The following is a 19,064-nucleotide window of genomic DNA, read 5'->3' on the forward strand; positions in this document are numbered from 1 at the left end:
CCCCGCGGACCCACCGCACCGGACCCCACCGCCTCGGACCGCACCGCGCCGGACCCACCGCGGCGGACGACCCCGCCAGATACTCCGCCCCGCCACCCCGTCTCCAGAAAGGCCAGGCCGACTCGATGTCCCGCGATCTCGACCCGGGCTCCACCATCTTCTTCACCCTGACCATCGACGGGGAGAGCCTCGGTTACTTCAACGGGTGCGAGGGGCTGTCGTCCACCGTGGAGATCGAACGCCGCCAGGAGGGCGGGAACAACGGGTTCGTCTGGCAGCTGCCGTCCCGGGTGACGTTCTCCACGATCCGGCTGACCCGCCCGCTCACCCCGGACACCACGAAGGTCGCCAAGTGGATCTCGTCCGTGACCACCGGCGTGACCCGGCCGACCGCGCAGATCGCGGCGCTGCGCGCGGACGGCTCCGAGGTCGCCCGGTGGGGGCTGATCGACGTCCTGCCGGTCAGCTGGCAGGGGCCCTCCCTCGATCCGGCCAGTCCGGGCGTCGCCAACGAGGTCCTGGAGATCACCCACCACGGCTTCACCGACTGAGCGGGGCGAAAGGGCGGAGGGACAGGAAACATGGCCAAGGGCAGCAAGGGCGGGGCGGGCAGGAGTCTGGTCCGCGCCACACTCGCGATCCACGAGCCGCCGGTCGGTTCGAGCACCACGCCGGGCGGGCTGATCAGGTCGTTCGGGTTCGACTTCAACCCGGCGCAGCTGTCGCTGGGGCGCCGCGCCCAGTGGAAGGTGACGCCGACGGCGGCCGTGCGGGACGGCTCCGTACCGGAGTTCATGGGGCCCGAGCCGCGTGAGCTCACCGTGGAGATCTTCCTCGACTCCTCCACCGCGCCGGGCAGCAACACCGTGCTGAAGAAGGTGGAGTCGCTGCTGGAGTGCTGCGAGGTCACCACGAAGAGCATCGCGGCGAAACAGCCGTCGCCGCCCTGGGTGGTCTTCCAGTGGGGGTCGTTCTCCACGGCCCGCTTCACCTCCTACGTCAGCAGCGTCGAAGTGAACTACTCGCTGTTCGGCACGACCGGTGTCCCGATCCGCGCCACCTGCCAGGTGCGGCTGCACGAGATCCCCAGCCGGACCAAGGGGCAGAACCCGACCTCGGGCGCGCTGACCGCGCAGCGCGTGCACCGGGTGGTGGCGGGCGACTCGCTCCAGTCGCTGGCCTGGCGGGAGTACGGCGAGGCGTCCGCGTGGCGGGCGATCGCCGAGGCCAACGGCATCGACGACCCCACCCGCCTGCCCACCGGTGTCGAACTGGTGCTGCCCGCCGCCGAGGAGGTGCGTTTCTGATGGTGCAGTCCGCCTACTCCAGCGTCATCCAGGTCACCCTGGGCGGCAGCCCGCTGCCGCCCGACTTCGCCCCGCTGCTGGTGGACGGCTGGGTCGACCAGGGCCTCGGGGTGCCCGCCGCGTTCCGGCTGACCTTCCGCGACCCCTACCGGCAGCTCCTCGGCAAGCTCGGCGTGACGTTCGGGACCCCGGTGGTGCTCGCGCCGGTCGCCGACGGCAAGGGCGCCGCCGACCCGTTGCTGACCGGGGAGGTGTGCGGTCTGGAGGCCGACTACGACGGCACCGGCACGTTCACCGTCATCCGCGGCTACGACCACGGGCACCGCCTGATGCGCCGGCGCCGGGTGGCGGCGTACCGCAACCAGAGCGCCTCCGACATCGTCCGCAAGCTCGCCGGCGAGGACGGCGTACGGATCGGCCGGATCCAGTCGACGAGGACGGTGTACGAGTTCATCAGCCAGGCCAACGTCACCGACTGGGACTTCCTCGCGCGGCTCGCCGACGAGAACGAGATGGTGATGTCCATCGACTCGAAGGGGAAGTTCCAGTTCGTCCGGCCGGACCCCGCGTCCGGCGCCCCGCCGGTCAGCACACCCGGCGAGAAGAGCCCGTTCGTGCTGGAGGCCGGCACCGACATCCTGCGGCTGCGGGCCGCGGTGACCGCCGCCGAGCAGGTCGGCTCGGTCGAGGCACGCGGCTGGGACGTCACCACGAAGAAGCAGCTCACCGCGACCGCGCCCGCCCTCGACAACCCCGGCATCAGCATCGGGACCACGCCCGGCGCGGCGGCCGGCAAGTTCAAGGCCGCCCGGCTGGTCGACGCGCAGACGCCGTACGACCGGCAGTCGGAGGTGAAGTTCGCCGCCGAGTCCCTCGCCGACGACGTCACCTCGTCGTTCGCCGAACTGGAGGTCGTCGCGCGCGGCACGCCGAAGCTGCGGCCGGGCCTGCCCGTCACCCTCGCCGACGTCGGCGCACCCTTCGAGGGCAAGTACACCGCCACCTCCGTACGGCACGTCTTCGGAGACGGCAAGCACTACGAGGCGTGGGTCACCGTCAGCGGACGCCAGTGGCGCTCGCTGTACGGGCTGGCCTCCGGCGGCGGCGCCGACAACGGACTGCGGCTGCCCGGCACGGCCAACGCCCTGGTCACCGACATCCTGGACCCGCTCAAGCAGGGCCGGGTCAAACTCCGGTTCCCGTGGCTGGACGACACCTATGTCAGCGACTGGACGCGGGTGGTCCAGTGGGGCGGCAAGGACGGCGGCTCGATCTTCCCGCTGGACGTCGACGACGAGGTCCTGGTCGCCTTCGACCGGGGCGCCCTCGACCACCCGTACGTCATCGGCGGTCTCTACAACGGCAAGGACCGGCCGACGCCGGTGAAGGACGTGCCGCTGCACGACGGGGCCCGCCGCCGCGCGGTCCGGCACACGCTGTCCGACCGGGACGGCAACCGCGTGGACCTGCTCAGCCAGACGACCGGCGGCCGCAAGCAGGGCGTACGGGTGGCCTCCGGCGACGACCGGCTCGTCATCAACCTCGACCGGACGAAGACCGAGATCACCGTCGACAGCAAGGGCGCGGTCAGCATCACGGGCACCAGGTCGGTCTCCGTGGAGGCGGGCACGGACCTGACGCTCAGCGCGGGCCGGCGGCTCACCATCAAGAGCGGCGGACCGCTCAGCATCGAGGGCCGCGGCATCGTCAACGTCAAGTCGCTGGCCGGCGCGGTCAGCGTGGACGCCATGGGCGCCCTCAACCTCAAGGCGGTCGGCGCCGCGAGCCTCAGCGCGGGCGGCAGCGTCCAGGTCAACTCCATCGCCAACGTGGGCATCCGCGCCGTCACCGTCCCGCTCATGGGCGTGGTCACCATCAACGGGAAGCCGGTGCCGATGTGACCGTCCCGCAGCGTACGGAAGGGCCGGTGGGCGTCTGATGGCCGAACAGTTCGTGGGATCCGGGTGGGCGTTCCCGCTGCGCATCGGGCCCACCGGAGGCATCGCGCTGGTCAGCGGCGAACGCGAGGTCGAGGAGGCCGTCCGGCTGGTGCTGGCGACCGCGCCGGGCGAGCGGCCGATGCGCCCGGAGTTCGGGTGCGCCATCCACGACCTGGTGTTCGCCCCGGTCAACGAGGCCACCGCGGGCCGCATCCAGCACGAGGTGTACACCAGCCTCGACCGCTGGGAGCCCCGTATCGAGGTCGACGACGTGGAGGTCACCGCGGGCGCCGAGCAGGGCGTGCTGTACATCGACGTCCGCTACTCGATCCGCGGCACCAACAACCCGCGCAGCCTCGTCTTCCCCTTCTACGTCATCCCGTCCCACGAGGAGCCGGGCGGTTCCGCCTCCGACGGCGTCCCCGGCACCTCCCCCGAAAGCGACCGCTGATGGCCCTGCCCTCCCCCGACCTCGACGACCGCCGCTTCCAGCAGTTCGTCGACGACGCCAAGCGCTACATCCAGCAGCGCGCGCCCGAGTGGACCGACCACAACGTGTCCGACCCCGGCGTCACCCTCGTCGAGACCGTCGCGCACATGGCCGACCAGATCGTCTACCGGCTCAACCGGGTGCCGGACAAGAACCATCTGGCGTTCCTGGACCTGGTCGGCATCACCCTGTTCCCGCCCTCGGCGGCCCGGACGGACGTCACGTTCTGGCTGTCGGCGCCGCAGGAGGAGCCCGTGCTGCTGCCGGTGGGCACCGAGGTCGCCACCGTGCGCACCGAGAGCGAGGAGGCGGTGGTCTTCGCCACCGAACGCCGGCTGTCCGTCGTGCCCTGCTCGCTGCGCCACCTGGTGGTGCAGCACGAGGGCGACGCGGTCACCGACCGGACCACCGACCTCGCCGAGGGCAAGGACCTGATGTGCTTCGCGGAGGCACCGCGGCCCGGCGACTGCGTGCTGTTCGGGCTGACCGCGGCCGTACCGCACTGCGCGGTGGCGCTGGAGCTGGACAGCCGGGTGGACGGTGTCGGCGTCGACCCGCGCCAGCCGCCGCTGGTGTGGGAGGCGTGGACGGAGGACGGCTGGCGCGGCTGCGAGGTCGACCGGGACGGCACGGGCGGCCTCAACCGGCCCGGCGAGGTCGTGCTGCACGTGCCCGGCGGACACGTGCTGTCCCGCTCCGGCGGCCAGGAGGCGGGCTGGCTGCGCTGCCGGGTCACCGAGCCGCTGCCGGGCCAGCCCTTCTACACCACCTCGCCGACCGTGCGCTCCGCCGACGCGTTCACGGTCGGCGGCACCGCCCCGGCCCTGCACGCCGAGACCGTGTACGACGAGGCGCTGGGCGAGTCCACCGGCCTGCCGGGCCAGCGGCTGCGGCTCGCGCACGCGCCGGTCGTCGGCGACACCCCGCCGCTCCTCCTGCAGAGCGCGGAGCGCGACGGCTGGGTGGACTGGCAGGTCGTCCCGCACTTCGCCGCCTCCGGCCCGGACGACCGGCACCTGACCCTCGACGCCACCACCGGCGAGATCGCCTTCGGCCCGTCCGTACGGGAACCCGACGGCACCCTGCGCCAGTACGGCGCCGTCGCCCCCAAGGGCGCCGTGCTGCGCGCCCGCCGCTACCGCGTCGGCGGCGGCCGCGCGGGCAACGTGGCCCGCGGCGCCGTCCGGGTGCTGCGCACCTCCGTCCCGTACGTCTCCGAGGTCGTCAACCGCGAGGCCGCGCGCGGCGGGGTCGAGGGCGAGACGGTGCAGGAGGCGAAGGCCCGCGCGCCGATCACGCTGCGCGCCCAGGAGCGTGCGGTGACCCTGCGCGACTACGAGGAGCTCGCCCGCCGGGCCGCTCCGGAGACCGCCCGCATCACCTGCCTGGAGGGCGACGAGAGCGAGCACGGCGCCTACGCGGTCCGGGTCCTGGTCGTCCCGCAGGCGGTCCCGGACCCGGGCGGCCGGCTGCGCTTCGAGCAACTCGTGCCGGGGGACGCCCTGCTGGACCGCATCACCCGTCATCTGGACGAACGCCGCCTGATCGGGACCCGGCTGGCGGTCGGGCCGCCGTACTACCAGGGCGTCACCGTGGTGGCCACCGTGCACGCCTTCCGCGGTGTGGACGCCGACCGGGTGCGCCGGCAGGCCCATGACGCCCTCTACCGTCACCTCGACCCGCTGACCGGCGGCGCGGACGGGCGGGGCTGGCCGTTCGGGCGGCCCGTGCAGTCGGGCGAGGTCTTCGCGGTGCTGCAACGGGTGCCGGGCGTGGAACTCGTCGACCAGGTCACCCTGCACCCCGCCGACCCGCTGACGGGCAAGCGGGGCGACGCGACCGACCGGATCGACCTCGACGCCCCGTCGCTCGTCTTCTCCTTCGACCACCGCGTCCGGGTGATCGGGGACGGCGCGTGAGGGGCTCCGTCGACGGGCTCGGCTCGTCCGCCCCGATCGGGATGATGCTGCCCGCCGTGTTCGCCGACGACGACCTCGCGCAGCGTTTCGTCGCCGGGCTCGACGAGGTGATCGCCCCGATCCTGAACGTCCTCGACTGTCTGCCCGCCTACTTCGACCCGGCGCTGGCCCCGGTCGACTTCACCCGCTGGCTGGCCGGCTGGGTCGGCGCCGAGACCGACGGCACCGAACCGGAGGCGCGGCTGCGGGCCGCCGTGGCCGCCGCCGCGTATCTGCACCGGGTGCGGGGGACCCGGCGCGGGCTGGCCGAGGCCGTGCGGCTGGCCTTCGGCGTCGAGCCGGAGATCTCCGAGAGCGGCGCGGCCGCCTGGAGCGCCGCTCCGCTCGGCCCGGTCCCCGGTGACCCGCGGCCCCGTCTGCACGTCACGGTCCGGCTGCCCGACCCGGGACCCGCGGACGAACACCGGCTGGACGCCCTCGTGGCGGCCGCCCGCCCCGCCCACATGCCCTACACGGTCAAGGTGACCGTCGCCGAAAGGACCCCGGAGAGATGACCACCCAGAACTGCGCCGAGTGCGGCACCCGGGCGGAACCGGGCCAGTCGTTCTGCGACGCGTGCGGTGCCGTACTGAGCTGGACGGACCGGGCGCCGGCCCGCACCGCGGCGGGCAGCGCGGCGGCGGACGACGGCGGGGCCTCACCGACCGGTTTCGAGGGGGCGGCGGGGCGCGGCGGATCCGTGGGCGGTCACGGCTCCACCCTCCCGCCCGCCGAGGCACGGCCCCACGGCGGCCCCCGCCGGCACCCGGCCGCCGGGACGGCGACGGACGCGGACGCGGACGCGGCCCAGGGGGACGTCTCCGCGGCGCCGGGCGCGGGCGACACGGCCGGTGACACTCCGGGCGCGGCCGACGCGTCGGGCCCGGGCGACCCAGGCATACGGCCCACTCCTCCCACCGGCCCCACCACCCCCGCACCCGCACCCGCACCCGCACCGGACGAGACCGCCCCCACCGAGCCCCTGCCCCCGGCCGCCGCCCTGGGGGACACGATGGCCGCCCGGGCCCGCTCCCTCCTGGTCCCCGTGGCCGACCCGGAGGACCGGCCCGCCGCCGTCCCGTCGGTCGCCCCGGTGCTGCCGGGCCGGCCGGACGCGGACCGGCCCCAGGTGCGCGCCCCCGGGCCCCCGCTCGGCGACGAGAACGGCGTGCCCTGCCCCTGGTGCGCCACCCCCAACCGGCCCGACCGGCACTTCTGCGCCCGCTGCGCGATGCCGATGGCCAGGGACGACCGGGCGCCGGAGCTCCACCGCCCCTGGTGGCGCCGCCTGCTGAACCCCGGCAGCCGGGACACCCCGTGGGCCGGCGACCGCCCCCGGCTGCGCCGCACCTTCGACCGCGTCCTGACCTGGGTGGTGGCCGCCGTCGTCCTCACCCTGCTGGTGCTCGCCGGTGTCCACGCACCGGCCGCCGTGCAGGCCACCCGCGACCACTTCGCCAAGCGCGCCCCGGTCGCCCCGGACCGGATCCAGGCCTCACGCTCCTACCAGGGGCACCAGCCGCAGCTCGCCTTCGACAAGATCAACAACACCTGGTGGGGTCCGGGTGTCTCGCAGTCGGGCGAGGGCCAGTGGATCGAGGCCACCTTCGACGAGCCGACCCGGCTCCTCGACCTGATCATCACGCCGGGCGTCTCCATCCGCCCCGACCAGCTCAGCCAGTCGGCACTGCCGCACCGCCTCAAGGCGACGATCACCACGAAGGACGGGAGGACCACGACCCGGGAACTCACCCTGGACCAGGCCGCGGGCGGCCAGCGCCGTGCCTTCCGGATCGGCGGGGTGACCAAGGTCCGCTTCACCGTCGAGTCGGCCTACGCGGTCTCCGCGAGCAAGCAGATCTCCATCGCCGAGATCGAGTTCTTCGGCCCGTCGAGCGCCAACTCCTCCTGAGGACGCCCAGGGCCCCTCACCGGGCCCACTCCTCCACGAGCGGCCCGAACACGACCGCATCGCCCCACGGCGACCCACCTCGACCCACCTCGACGGCGCCGCCGTACACCGAGACAGAACGGCACAAAGCACCCGCACCGGGGCGGGTGGATACTCTGTTGTGGCGGCAGTAAGGTTTGGATTTCAGTGGCGGTAGGTTTCTAGCGACGAAGGTGCCATGCCCGCCGAGAACTCCCCCGGCATCGACAACCTCGACGACGACGGCTACCCCGCGTACACCATGGGGCGGGCCGCCGCGGCGCTCGGTACCACCCCGGCCTTCCTGCGGGCCCTCGGCGAGGCCAAGCTGATCACCCCGCTCCGCTCGAACGGGGGGCACCGCCGCTACACCCGCTACCAGCTGCGCATCGCCGCCCGCGCCCGTGAGCTCGTCGACCAGGGGACCCCCATCGAGGCCGCCTGCCGGATCATCATCCTCGAGGACCAGCTCGACGAGGCCCTCCGCCTGAACGAGGCGATGCGCCGCCGGGCCGGCGACAGCACGGCCGCCGAGGAAGCCCCCTGACAAGGGGCAGATATCTATACCGGCGACTGTAGAAATACCCTCGCGCCCCGCACGCAAATCACCATGGGCAGTGTGCCCCGACCTGTGCTAACGTGATAGCAGTTGCAGTTTTGGTTACCAGAGACTTCGAGTGCTCTCCCGACCTTCCGTCGACGAGCACTCTTTTTGTTTGCCATCGTTGCGACTCCGGATCTGCAAGGTGCGGATTCCGGGCACTGCCCCAAGGGAGATTCAATATGGCATCTGGCACCGTGAAGTGGTTCAACGCGGAAAAGGGTTTTGGCTTCATCGAGCAGGACGGTGGCGGCGCTGACGTGTTCGCCCACTACTCGAACATCGCCACCTCCGGCTTCCGTGAGCTTCAGGAGGGCCAGAAGGTGAACTTCGACGTCACGCAGGGCCAGAAGGGCCCGCAGGCCGAGAACATCACTCCCGCCTGACGCTGACGCGTACTACGTGGCTGGGGCCCGCACTTTTGGGTGCGGGCCCCAGCTCATTGCATTTTCTACGGCTCATTCTTGCGAATCCTCGTACGGCTCGACGCCGACGACCGGAATTCCTCGATACGTGCCGCATCGAGGAGGGTTCTGAATGGACCGCACAGCTCGCAAGAAATACAGCTCCACCCGCTCCCGCGGCGCTTCTTCCCGTTCGGCCGGCCCCGCCGCCCGGAATGGGCAGCGAAACGGCCACAAGGGCCGCGGCGCCGCTTCCCCGGCACGTCCCGCGGAGTTCGCGCTCCCGGTCACCCGCACCGAGGCACTGCCCGCGGTCGAGGCGTTCGCCGAGCTCGACATGCCCGAACGCCTGCTGACCGCGCTCGGCACCGAGGGCGTCACCGTGCCGTTCCCGATCCAGGCGGCGACGCTGCCGAACTCGCTGGCCGGCCGGGACGTCCTGGGCCGTGGCCGCACGGGCTCGGGCAAGACGCTCGCCTTCGGTCTCGCCCTGCTGGCCCGTACCAACGGACAGCGGGCCGAATCCCGGCAGCCGCTCGCCCTGATCCTGGTCCCCACCCGGGAACTGGCCCAGCAGGTCACCGACGCGCTCACCCCGTACGCCCGCGCGCTGCGGCTGCGGCTCGCCACGGTCGTCGGCGGCATGTCGATCGGCCGTCAGGCCAGCGCCCTGCGCGGCGGAGCCGAGGTCGTCGTCGCGACGCCGGGCCGCCTCAAGGACCTCATCGACCGGGGCGACTGCACCCTGGACCAGGTCGCCATCACCGTCCTCGACGAGGCCGACCAGATGGCCGACATGGGCTTCATGCCCCAGGTCACCGCCCTGCTCGACCAGGTCCGTCCCGGGGGCCAGCGGATGCTGTTCTCGGCCACCCTGGACCGTAACGTCGACCTTCTGGTGCGCCGTTACCTCGACGACCCGGTGGTCCACTCGGTCGACCCGTCCGCGGGCGCCGTCACCACGATGGAGCACCACGTGCTGCACGTGGACGAGGCCGACAAGCACGCCACGACCACGGAGATCGCCGCCCGCGACGGACGAGTGATCATGTTCCTGGACACCAAGCACGCGGCGGACCGGCTGGCCAAGAAGCTGCTGGCCGTCGGCGTCCGCGCGGCGGCCCTGCACGGAGGCAAGTCCCAGCCCCAGCGCACCCGCACCCTGGCCCAGTTCAAGGACGGCCATGTGACGGTGCTGGTGGCCACCAACGTCGCCGCCCGCGGCATCCACGTCGACAACCTCGACCTCGTCGTCAACGTCGACCCGCCCAGCGACCACAAGGACTACCTGCACCGCGGCGGCCGTACGGCCCGCGCGGGCGAGTCCGGCACCGTCGTCACGCTGGTGCTGCCCAGCCAGCGCCGCGCCATGACGCGCCTGATGGTGGACGCCGGGATCACCCCGCAGACCACCAAGGTCCACTCGGGCGAGGCCGAACTGAGCCGCATCACCGGTGCCCAGGCCCCCTCGGGCGTGCCCGTCACGCTGGCGCCCCCGGTCGTCGAGCGCCCGCAGGGCGGGGGAACCTCCCGCCGCAGCGGATCGGCGAGCGGGAACGGCAACGGAAGCGGAAACGGCAGCCGGAGCAGCCGTGGACGCGGCCGGCCGGGCCAGGCCCGCCGCCGTTCGTCCTCCTCCGCCACCGCCCAGGGCGGCGGTCGCCCGTCCGGCCAGGGCAGCGGTCGCCCGTCCGCTCAGGGCGGCGGTCGCTCCTCCACCCAGGGCACCGGTCGCTGACCCGGCCGAACCGACCTCGGTACGACCCCGTAGATCAGTCCGTTTCGGCGTTTCCCCTTCAATCCAGCGGAGGCATCATGCGCTGCGTCATCGCCCGATTCCCGTTCGACCTGGTCAAGAGCGAAGTGGAACAGTCGATGCAGGGCATCCAGCCCGAACCTGTCGCGGGGGTGGTGTCCGTGACCATCGGCGACCGCGTGTACCCGGTCAAGCAGGTCGGCGAAGTGATCACGAAGCAGGACCGCCGGGACTTCACCGCGGCCGAGGTGCAGCGGGCGCTGGTCCGGCTCGGCTTCACCTGCCACTCGGCGACCGTACAACTGGGCTGAGTCACGCTCCGGCCGCCTCGGGCCGGCCCCTCCGGTACGTCCGGAGCGGCCGGCCCGTCGCTGTTCACGCGTCGTTTCGTCCCGGTCGATCCCGGCCCGTTGGACTAGGCTCCTCACCCATGTCACACCCTGATGATCTGCTTGTCGGCCTTGCCGCGATGGTGGAGTCGGAACACAGCAGTCGTATGTCGCTCACGGTGGTGGTCCCGGGCGCCGTCATCACGGGCCGGCTGGCCCCCGAGTCCCTGTGGAACGAGCGGGTCGCGGAGGTCCTGCGGGACTCCGAGCACCTCGCCCACTTCTCCTCGGCCTTCACCCCGTCCGACGCCGAGGGCGCCGAGCGTCCGCCGCGCCCCGGACGGCCCACCCACCTGCACTTCCATGTCGCGCGCATCCTTCAGGGCAGCTTCGGCATCCCCGACTCGGGCGGTATGTACCGCGTGGCGCTGGCCGACGTGAGCGCCTGGACCATCGGGGACATGGGCTACTCGGACCAGTAGCCGTTCCCCGCGCCCCCCGACGGACGCGTCCCCCCGCAGGCCCTGTCGCCGGTGTCGGTCAGGGCCTCAGCAGCAGTACCCGGCACGGGGCCTGCGGGAGGGTCCCGTACCCGTCCGCCTCCAGGCAGCGCCAGCCCCAGGAGCGCAGCGCGTCGAGGGTGACCAGGTCCGAACGGCGGACCAGGGTGATGCCGAGCGTGGCGGCGTGGTCGGTGAGCAGCCGTCTCTGGAGCCGCCGGGCGAGGTTCCAGTCCCGGTTCTGGTAGTGCGTACGCACCCGGGGCGGGACGAGGATCTCGGCGACGGTGAACAGCCGCCCGGCCGCGGCGAGCCGGAGAAGTCCCTCCGGGAGACCTCCGCGAAGGCTCTCCCGCCACAGGTGGTCCCCGCCCACGGAGAAGCCGTAGGCGCAGGCCACCAGGGCGGGGTTCTCGGCGATCAGCAGGGCGAAACCCGGTCGCCGCAGATCGGCCGCGAGCCGGCGCGGGAAGAGGACGCGGGCCAGGTCCCCCTCCCGGAAGTCACCGCCCGAGGTCCGCGCGTACAGGTCGCCCAGTTCCGCCAGCCGGTCCTCGACCTGGAGCCGGCTCAGCGGCCGGACGCGTTCCCCCTCCCGGGGCGACTCGCCCCGTTCCCGCCACGTCGGACGGGCGCGGGGTTCGGTCGGGTGGACGGTCATGGAGGCGATCCCTGCCCCGGGTGCGGACGTCCCGCCCCGGCATCGTCGATCGCCGAGAACGGCACCTGCTTCGTGGCCGGTGCGCGAGTAACCCTCGGTCCCTTCACGGTACTCCGGCGCCGTCGGCCCGGATCCGGCCCCGTCGCGCCCGGTTCCGCGCGGATCCCGGGCGGGAAAGCGCGGGAGTACGGTGGAGGGGAGGTGACGCCATGCACTGGTGGCCGGTCCGTATCGGGGGCGTCGACGGCATCCCGGACGTACCCGAAGACCCGATGAGCGGACTCGCCGAGGTCCGCATCATTGCCGCGCATCCCGACGTGGCGCGGCGGGTCGCCTCGCTCCTGCGCGAGAACTTCCGCTGCGACGAGCCCCGCAGCTATCCCACGGGGCTGGACGGGCGAGGCACCCTGCTCCATATGACGGTGGACACCGGGCACGTCGGCGGGGAACCGCCCGCCGAGTCGCCCTGGCTGGTCACCAGCCGTTCCCAGGCCCGGCGCGTGCACACCGACGAGCCGCCCGGACAGGCGCGGGACTGACCCGGACCGGCCCCTTCGCCGTCGTCGCGGCGGTGTGTCGCGGGAGGCAGGTGCTGTCATCGGGGCGAAGGGGACGATACATCTGCAAGCGTGACATTCGACATCGCGCGAAAACATCTCTTTCCACGGCTGCGCACGGCCCTCTCCCGCACCGTGCCCGCCGCGCTGCTGACCGTCGGGGCCTCGGGGTGCGGCGGAGTCGGCGTGTGGGGCTCGGGCGGGCCGCAGGGCGGCTCCGCGGTCGTGCGGGTACCGCAGGACGCCCCCACCCTCCAGAGCGCCGTCGACCAGGTCCGGGCGGGCGGCCTGGTGCTGGTCTCCCCAGGCGTCTACCAGGAGAGCGTCACCGTGGCCAAGCCGCGCGTGGTGCTGCGCGGCACCCGGCGCTCGACGGTGGTCGTGGACGGGGAGTTCCGGCGCCCCAACGGCATCACCGTCACCGGCGCCGGCTCGGTCGTCGAGAACCTCACCGTGCGCAACCACCTCGCCGACGGGGTGCTGTTCACCGGGGTCACCGACGAAGGGCTACGGACCGGCCGCGGGGGCGGCGCGGCCTACGCGCCGCTGGACACCGTCAAGTTCCCCCCGCTGAACGGCTTCCGGGCCTCGTACGTCACCGCGTACAACAACGCCCTGTACGGCATCCACGCCTTCGACGCCCGCGCCGGGGTCATCGAGCACTCCTACGCCTCCGGGCAGGGCGCCGCCGGCATCCACGTCGGCCGGTGCCGCCCCTGCGACACGGTGGTACGGCACAACCAGGTCGAGCACAACGCGGTCGGCGTGGAGGTCACCAACGCCTCCGAGCGGCTGTACGTGCTGGGCAACCGCGCCTCCCGCAACCGCGTCGGGCTCGCCCTCGGCTCCGACGACACCGAGGCGCTCGGCCCGCAGCACGGGGCGGTCGTCGCGGGCAACGCCCTGACCGACAACAACGACGCCGAGAGTCCCGAACAGGCCGACGGCGGCTTCGGCATCGGCGTCGACGCGGGCGGCGGGCGCGGTGACGTCGTCGAGCGCAACCTCGTCACCGGCAACCTGGCGGCCGGGGTGCTGCTGAGCGACGTCCAGGGCTACCCGGCCCGCGAGAACACCGTGCGCGACAACCGCGTCGCAGGCAACGGGACCGATCTGGTGCTCGGCACCGGCGCCCCGGCGGGCAACTGCTTCAGCGGCAACGGGGAGTCCACGACCAGCCCGGAGCGGCTGCCGAGCGGGACCCGCTGCGGTGAACCCCCGCTCGCGGAGGCCGACACCGGGCTGCTGCGCGAACCGCTCGGCCGCGCACGGCCCGTCCAGGCACCCCCGGGCGTCTCCTTCCAGGACGTCCCGTACCCGCCGCCCCAGCCCGACCTGCCCCGTGCCCCCACCGCCCCACCCGTCCCGGCGGTCGGCCTGCCGGGCCGGATCACCCCGGAGAGCTTCGCCCTGCCGGTCTCGGCCCAGGCCGTACCGAGCCACTGATCACGCCCGTACCACGGCGCCACTGATCCCGCCCGGACCACGGCGGTCGGGCCCGCGCTTCACCGGTTCGGGTGTCCGTGGCCCGGAGCGGCCCGACGAGGCGCGGGCATGGGCCATCATGACCCCGTTCATCAGGAACCCGTCGGCAGAAAGGCGCCCTCGTGGCCTTGGGCGGGATGTACCGCAGGCCGCTGCTCGGTCTGGCCGTCGTCGCGTTGCTGGCCACGCTGAGCGTGCTGGCCCGGCCCGCCGACGTCCCCCCGCGGGCACCGTCCGCCGCCCCGGCCACGGCCGGACCGCCGCCCGCCTTCGGCGCGTACGTCGGCTACGGCTCCGACGGCGTGCGCCGGGTCGCGCAGCTCGAGGCGTGGCTCGGGGGGACGTCGGCGCCGCGGGTCGGGCACGTGTACCTGCCGGGGGACCGCTGGAGCAACATCGAGGGCGCCCCCGGCTATCTGGAGCTGTGGGCGGACTGGCGCAGGGCCCGCCCGGACCGCCTGTTCGTGCTCAACGTGCCGATGCTGGAGCGGACCGAGGCGCACCTGCCCGACGCCACGGTCCGTACCGAGCTGCGGCGCGGCGCCGCGGGGCAGTACGACGGGCACTTCCGCGCCCTGGCCGAGCGGCTGGTCCGGCTCGGCGTGCCGGACACGGTCGTCGTGCTCGGCTGGGAGATGAACGGCGTCACCTACACCCACCGCTGCGGGCCCGACCCGGCCGCGTGGCGGCGGTACTGGAGGAGTGCCGTCACCGCGATGCGGTCCGTGCCCGGAGGGCGCTTGCGCTTCGACTTCACCCCCAGCCGGGGCCGCGACGCCGTCCCCTGGACCCGCTGCTACCCGGGTGACGACGTCGTCGACATCATCGGCATGGACGCCTACGACCAGCCCCGCGGGATGTCCTTCTCCCAGCAGGTGACGGAGCCCTACGGCCTGCGCGAGCAGGTGCGGTTCGCGCGGGCGCACGGCAAGCCCGTCTCGTATCCCGAGTGGGGGCTGTACCGCAACGGCGACAACCCCGCGTACATGCGCGGCATGCTCGACTGGTTCGCCCGGCAGCGGCCGCTCTACCAGACCATCAGCGACTACTGCCCGCACGGGGTGTGGCGCTGCCCCGGCAATCCCGGGGCGGCGGCCGTCTACCGCGCGCGGCTGGGAGCGCCGGACCGCCCGCGCTGACCCGGCGCGGTGTCACATCCGTACGCCGTTCCGTCACATCCGTACGCCGTGCCGTCGCAGCCAGGTCAGCGGGGGCACCGCGGAGCCCAGGTACGGGGTGACCCGCACCTCGAAGTGCAGATGCGGGCCGGTGGCGTTGCCGGTGGCGCCGGAGGCTCCGACGCGCTGGCCCGCGACGACCTTCTGGCCGGGCCGTACGTTGATGCGGGACAGGTGCGCGTACTGGGTGAAGTAGCCGTCGCGGTGCCGGATCACGACCTGGTTGCCGAATCCGTCCCCGCAGGTGGCGAAGGCGACCGTGCCGGGGCCGACGGCGTACACCGCGGTGCCGGTGGGGACGGCGAAGTCCTGGCCGGTGTGCCGGTGCCGCCAGTGACCGCCCTCGGCCGCGTACCCGGCGGACAGCCGGTAGTCGCTGGTCGGTGTCCGCCAGCGGGACGGGGCGGAAAGGGGCTTCCCGCTGAGCCGGCCCAGCGCGCAGTCGGCCGTGGGCCCGGCCATACCGGGCTGGGCCGCCTCCAGCGACCGCCACAGCTTCCTGCGGATGTCGGCACGGCGGCGCTCGGCCGCGCGCAGTTCGGTGACCGCCTCGTCGAGGGCGGCGCGCGCGGCCCGGGGATCGGCATCGGCGGCCGACGGGTCGCTCGCCGCGGAGTACGCGCTCGTGGACGACGCCGGGTTCGCGGCCTCCTCGTCCCCGCCGGTGCCGGTCCCGGCGCCCCGCCCCGGCGACTCCTCTTCCGGGTCCTGCGCCTCCTTCGCCCGCGTGCGCAGGCGGGTCACCTCGTCCCGTAGCCGGTCGGCACGTTCCCGGGCCTTCTCGTGGGCCGCGGTCTGCCGGGCCGCGGAGAGCAGCAGCCGGTCGAACGCGTCCAGGGACCGGCCGGGGCCGACCGGCCCGGGGCGGCCGTCGTCGGCGGGGCCGGACACCCGGCCGCCGGCGTTCGGGGCGAACGGAAGAAGCGCGGCCAGCAGCGCGGCCAGGGCCACGCCGGCGCGGAGCAGGAGTCGTCGGGGGCGGTCTCGTCGCATTGTCCGATCGTCGGGCGCCCGGCGGCCGTGTCCGGCGAGGCGGCGGCGCACCCGCCCCAGGTTCCGCCCAACGGCGGCGGTCCGGGCCACCCGTACGGTCCAACCCCCGTGGTGGCGTCACCCGTCCGGGTGGAGGGTCGAAGGACGACGGCAAGCACGGGAACGACCAGACGAGACGAGGTACGGCCATGACCCAGCAGTCTCAGCCGACGTGGGACAGCACGCACCGCACATCCGCCCCGAGCACCGCGGCGAACACCGGCTGGGTCACCGGCGGGGTCGCCTTCGCGGGTGTCCTGATGCTGCTGAACGGTGTCCTGGCCATCTTCGAGGGCATCTCCGCGATCGCGAAGGACGACGTCTACACCCTGGTCGACGACTACGTCTACAAGATCAATCTCACCGGCTGGGGCTGGATCCTGCTGATCGTGGGCGTCGTGGGCGTCATCGTGGGCGCGGGCGTCCTCAAGGGCGCCGCGTGGGCGCGGGCCGCGGGTATCGCGCTGGCCGCCCTGAGCATCATCTTCCACTTCATGTTCCTGCCCTACCAGCCGATCTGGTCGGTCATCGTGATCGCCATCGACGTCTTCGTGATCTGGGCACTCGCCGCGTACCAGCCGAAGGGACGGAGCCGGACCGCCTGAGCCGAGGCCGGACGGGCGGGACCGACCGGACCACGGGACGGAACGCGGCGCACGCATCGACGCATCGCGCCCATCGGCACATCGCACGCGGCGCACCCATCGACACATCGCACGCTGGAGGAGACATGGCCGGTCACCGGGCGCGCCGGGTCACGGGCGCGGTACTGACAGCGGTCCTGGCCACCGCGCTGGCCGGCTGTTCCGACGACGCCGGCACGTCGTCGACGACGAGCAGGGCCGCCTCCGCCCTGGAGTCGGCGGGCGCCCGGGCCACGGCCGCGATCTCGTCGATCGCCGCGCAGGCCTCGGAGGCGATCGCGTCGGCGACGGCGGAGGCGGGACGCAGGCTCGACGAGGTCAAGGACGGCATCGACGTCAAGGACGACGTACGCCTCGAGGATCCGGCCACCGACGCCGACGGCCGCACCACGGTCGGGTTCACGGTGCGCAACACCACGGACTCCGCCAAGTCCTTCGCCGTCCAGGTCGTCTTCAGGAACTCCGGCGGCGGACTGCTCGACACGGTCGTCGTCACCGTCTCCGACGTGGCGGCCGGCGGGTCCGGCAGCGGCACCGCGCGCAGCACCCACAAGCTGTCCGGCGAGGTGCGCGCGGAGGTCGGCAAGGCGCTGCGGTACTGATCGGCCGGTCAGGCCATCCAGAAGAAGACGGCCGTCATCCGCTTGTCCGCCGCCGTCGTACCGGCGTAACCGGTCGCGCTGTGCACGAGGTTGGCGTTGTACAGCAGCAGCCGGTTGTACCGGTGCGCCACCCGTACGTCCTCCTCGAAGGCGTCGGGCGCGACGAACCGGGTGCCGAGCGCGTCGACGAGGTTGTTGTGCGGGGCCTGGACGACGTTGCCGCCGAGCCGGCCGCCCGGCAGCGACTGCCGGTAGAAACTGGTACCGCAGTCCTTCGGGACAACGGGGTTGAGGTACAGCACGGCGGCGTACCGGCACAACGCCCGGGAGTCGGTGTGCGGCCGGGGCGTGCTCTCGCCCTCCCCGACCATCTGCACGCAGTTGTGGTCGAGGGTGCCGCCGCCGGGCGCCCGCTGCACCCACAGTTCCTTCGCCCCGGTCGCCGTACGCACCAGCCGTTCCACCCGGGCCAGTTCAGCGGGCTCCAGGCCGGGCACGGTCCGCATCCCCGGCCAGGTCTGCGAGGTGTACGGGTATCCCTTGACCCAGTCGTCCTTGGCGAGGCACCGCTCGCGCACGGCGTCGACGTCGGGCAGGACGTCGTCCAGTACCCAGTAGTCGCGGCCCTCGGTGGGCTTGCGGTAGGGGAGGACGGGGAGCGTGGTGGGGACGCGCCGGGGCTGTGGGGGCATGCGGCCGAATGTAGGCCGGGGGCCCGTCTGGACTCTCCCGCGAACCGGTCTGGACTCTCCCGTGAACCGGTCAACACTTCGTCAACGGCGACCGCCCCGACATGCCGTCGAACCGATCATCTTTGCCATCTCTTTACCTCACCTAGAGGTTGTCACCGGCCCCGCGTCCGTACTGAAGTGCGTCCGACCCGTTCTCCGCCCTGCCGGCGGTGGACATCCCCGACCGGGCAGGAGGCACGGTGCGCTTTTCGCGGAACACCATGGGAACCGTCTTCGTAGGCGGTGCCCTGAGCTTGACACTCGCCGCGCTGGCATACCCCTCGATGCTGGGTCTCAGTACGGTGTCGAGCTCGCCCACACGGGTCATCGCCCAGACCCAGTGGGGACCGTTGACGGAGTCGGACCGGGACTTCGTGGTCAAGGTGCGCGCGGCGGGCCTGTGGGAGTACCCGGTCGGCCAGATCGGCTTGCAGAAGGGCCAGTCGAAGGCGGTGCTCACCGCGAGTCAGCACCTGATCGACGGGCACGCGGCGCTGGACACCACCTGCCGGAAGATCGCCCCGATGCTGAACATCGCGCTGCCCAACGTGGCGAGCCCGCAGCAGCAGGGGTTCGTCAACCAGTTGAGCGCGGACACCGGCAAGCAGTTCGACGTCGACTTCGCCAACATCCTGCGCATCACCCACGGCTCGATCTTCAACACCGTGGCCAAGATCCGCTCGACGACGAAGAACACGCTGGTGCGCGCCCTGGCCGACCAGGCCAACAACACGGTCCTGGACCACATCACGGTCATGGAGAAGACCGGCCTGGTCGACTTCGACCAGGCCCTCTTCCAGCAGACCACCCCGCCGAAGCTGCCCGCCGACGACATGACCCCGCCGCCTCCGGCCGTCGGACAGCCGGAGGTGATCCTCACCCCGCCGCCGAACGCCACCTCCACCCCGGTCGCCCTGCCCACGGGCGGCTGAGCCGCGCGCCGGGGCACGCGCCCGGCG

21 protein-coding genes are annotated in these 19,064 nt (G+C 73.0%); 18 read left to right on the forward strand and 3 right to left on the reverse strand.

The window, feature by feature from the left end; translation table 11 throughout:
* Nucleotides 1–125 precede the first annotated feature (125 nt).
* The 12 genes from ACWCQK_RS05990 to ACWCQK_RS06045 all read left to right on the forward strand — a co-directional run bounded on the left by ACWCQK_RS05990 (nucleotide 126) and on the right by ACWCQK_RS06045 (nucleotide 11,197).
* A complete protein-coding gene (locus ACWCQK_RS05990; RefSeq protein WP_385786234.1) occupies nucleotides 126–551 on the forward strand; it encodes a phage tail protein in 426 nt (141 codons plus the stop codon).
* Nucleotides 552–581: 30 nt separating this feature from the next.
* Complete coding sequence (locus tag ACWCQK_RS05995; protein ID WP_451152368.1) at nucleotides 582–1,307, forward strand: CIS tube protein; 726 nt, start codon at nucleotides 582–584, stop codon at nucleotides 1,305–1,307.
* The gene (locus ACWCQK_RS06000) at nucleotides 1,307–3,208 is read left to right on the forward strand and encodes a VgrG-related protein (protein ID WP_451152370.1); all 1,902 of its coding nucleotides are present in this window, start codon (nucleotides 1,307–1,309) and stop codon (nucleotides 3,206–3,208) included. The genes ACWCQK_RS05995 and ACWCQK_RS06000 overlap by 1 nt, the downstream gene beginning before the upstream one ends.
* 37 nt (nucleotides 3,209–3,245) lie before the next feature.
* Nucleotides 3,246–3,698 (forward strand): GPW/gp25 family protein, encoded by a 453-nt coding sequence (locus tag ACWCQK_RS06005; RefSeq protein WP_451152372.1) that lies wholly within the window; start codon nucleotides 3,246–3,248, stop codon nucleotides 3,696–3,698.
* Nucleotides 3,698–5,656, forward strand: coding sequence for a putative baseplate assembly protein (locus ACWCQK_RS06010; protein ID WP_451152374.1), 1,959 nt, complete (start codon nucleotides 3,698–3,700; stop codon nucleotides 5,654–5,656). Before ACWCQK_RS06005 ends, ACWCQK_RS06010 begins: the two co-directional genes overlap by 1 nt.
* Nucleotides 5,653–6,210 (forward strand): phage tail protein, encoded by a 558-nt coding sequence (locus ACWCQK_RS06015; RefSeq protein ID WP_451152376.1) that lies wholly within the window; start codon nucleotides 5,653–5,655, stop codon nucleotides 6,208–6,210. Before ACWCQK_RS06010 ends, ACWCQK_RS06015 begins: the two co-directional genes overlap by 4 nt.
* Nucleotides 6,207–7,607, forward strand: coding sequence for an NADase-type glycan-binding domain-containing protein (locus tag ACWCQK_RS06020; protein WP_451152378.1), 1,401 nt, complete (start codon nucleotides 6,207–6,209; stop codon nucleotides 7,605–7,607). Before ACWCQK_RS06015 ends, ACWCQK_RS06020 begins: the two co-directional genes overlap by 4 nt.
* A gap of 217 nt (nucleotides 7,608–7,824) precedes the next feature.
* A complete protein-coding gene (locus tag ACWCQK_RS06025) occupies nucleotides 7,825–8,172 on the forward strand; it encodes a helix-turn-helix domain-containing protein (protein ID WP_451152380.1) in 348 nt (115 codons plus the stop codon).
* A 236-nt stretch (nucleotides 8,173–8,408) separates the two neighbouring features.
* Nucleotides 8,409–8,612 carry a cold-shock protein gene (locus ACWCQK_RS06030; RefSeq protein ID WP_385786210.1) on the forward strand — a complete coding sequence of 68 codons (204 nt, stop codon included), beginning with the start codon at nucleotides 8,409–8,411 and terminating at the stop codon, nucleotides 8,610–8,612.
* Between the two features lie 151 nt (nucleotides 8,613–8,763).
* A complete protein-coding gene (locus ACWCQK_RS06035) occupies nucleotides 8,764–10,368 on the forward strand; it encodes a DEAD/DEAH box helicase (protein WP_451152382.1) in 1,605 nt (534 codons plus the stop codon).
* Nucleotides 10,369–10,445: 77 nt separating this feature from the next.
* The gene (locus ACWCQK_RS06040) at nucleotides 10,446–10,697 is read left to right on the forward strand and encodes an SCO5918 family protein (protein WP_385786204.1); all 252 of its coding nucleotides are present in this window, start codon (nucleotides 10,446–10,448) and stop codon (nucleotides 10,695–10,697) included.
* A 119-nt stretch (nucleotides 10,698–10,816) separates the two neighbouring features.
* Nucleotides 10,817–11,197, forward strand: a complete 381-nt coding sequence (locus ACWCQK_RS06045) for a hypothetical protein (RefSeq protein ID WP_451152384.1) — start codon at nucleotides 10,817–10,819, stop codon at nucleotides 11,195–11,197.
* Between the two features lie 58 nt (nucleotides 11,198–11,255).
* Here the strand turns inward: ACWCQK_RS06045 and ACWCQK_RS06050 are convergent, their stop codons facing one another.
* On the reverse strand, nucleotides 11,256–11,876 hold the full coding sequence (locus tag ACWCQK_RS06050) for a hypothetical protein (RefSeq protein WP_451152386.1): 621 nt from the start codon (nucleotides 11,874–11,876) through the stop codon (nucleotides 11,256–11,258).
* A 209-nt stretch (nucleotides 11,877–12,085) separates the two neighbouring features.
* Here ACWCQK_RS06050 and ACWCQK_RS06055 point away from each other — a divergent pair, with 209 nt between their 5' ends.
* From ACWCQK_RS06055 to ACWCQK_RS06065, 3 genes are all read left to right on the forward strand, one after another.
* Nucleotides 12,086–12,415 carry a hypothetical protein gene (locus tag ACWCQK_RS06055; RefSeq protein ID WP_451152388.1) on the forward strand — a complete coding sequence of 110 codons (330 nt, stop codon included), beginning with the start codon at nucleotides 12,086–12,088 and terminating at the stop codon, nucleotides 12,413–12,415.
* A 90-nt stretch (nucleotides 12,416–12,505) separates the two neighbouring features.
* Complete coding sequence (locus tag ACWCQK_RS06060; RefSeq protein ID WP_451152390.1) at nucleotides 12,506–13,879, forward strand: right-handed parallel beta-helix repeat-containing protein; 1,374 nt, start codon at nucleotides 12,506–12,508, stop codon at nucleotides 13,877–13,879.
* A 176-nt stretch (nucleotides 13,880–14,055) separates the two neighbouring features.
* Nucleotides 14,056–15,057 (forward strand): glycoside hydrolase family 26 protein, encoded by a 1,002-nt coding sequence (locus ACWCQK_RS06065; RefSeq protein ID WP_451152962.1) that lies wholly within the window; start codon nucleotides 14,056–14,058, stop codon nucleotides 15,055–15,057.
* Nucleotides 15,058–15,090: 33 nt separating this feature from the next.
* On the opposite strand, the gene ACWCQK_RS06070 is transcribed toward ACWCQK_RS06065, so the two are convergent.
* Nucleotides 15,091–16,089, reverse strand: a complete 999-nt coding sequence (locus ACWCQK_RS06070) for a M23 family metallopeptidase (RefSeq protein WP_451152392.1) — start codon at nucleotides 16,087–16,089, stop codon at nucleotides 15,091–15,093.
* A 188-nt stretch (nucleotides 16,090–16,277) separates the two neighbouring features.
* Between ACWCQK_RS06070 and ACWCQK_RS06075 the strand changes: the two genes are divergently transcribed.
* Nucleotides 16,278–16,733 (forward strand): DUF7144 family membrane protein, encoded by a 456-nt coding sequence (locus ACWCQK_RS06075; protein ID WP_451152394.1) that lies wholly within the window; start codon nucleotides 16,278–16,280, stop codon nucleotides 16,731–16,733.
* A gap of 125 nt (nucleotides 16,734–16,858) precedes the next feature.
* Nucleotides 16,859–17,374 carry a hypothetical protein gene (locus tag ACWCQK_RS06080; protein WP_451152396.1) on the forward strand — a complete coding sequence of 172 codons (516 nt, stop codon included), beginning with the start codon at nucleotides 16,859–16,861 and terminating at the stop codon, nucleotides 17,372–17,374.
* Nucleotides 17,375–17,382: 8 nt separating this feature from the next.
* On the opposite strand, the gene ACWCQK_RS06085 is transcribed toward ACWCQK_RS06080, so the two are convergent.
* Nucleotides 17,383–18,066 (reverse strand): DUF6445 family protein, encoded by a 684-nt coding sequence (locus ACWCQK_RS06085; protein WP_451152398.1) that lies wholly within the window; start codon nucleotides 18,064–18,066, stop codon nucleotides 17,383–17,385.
* 260 nt (nucleotides 18,067–18,326) lie between these two features.
* Here ACWCQK_RS06085 and ACWCQK_RS06090 point away from each other — a divergent pair, with 260 nt between their 5' ends.
* Complete coding sequence (locus tag ACWCQK_RS06090; RefSeq protein ID WP_451152964.1) at nucleotides 18,327–19,037, forward strand: DUF4142 domain-containing protein; 711 nt, start codon at nucleotides 18,327–18,329, stop codon at nucleotides 19,035–19,037.
* Nucleotides 19,038–19,064: the final 27 nt, after the last annotated feature.

It is taken from the genome of Streptomyces sp. NPDC002306, from assembly GCF_053593435.1.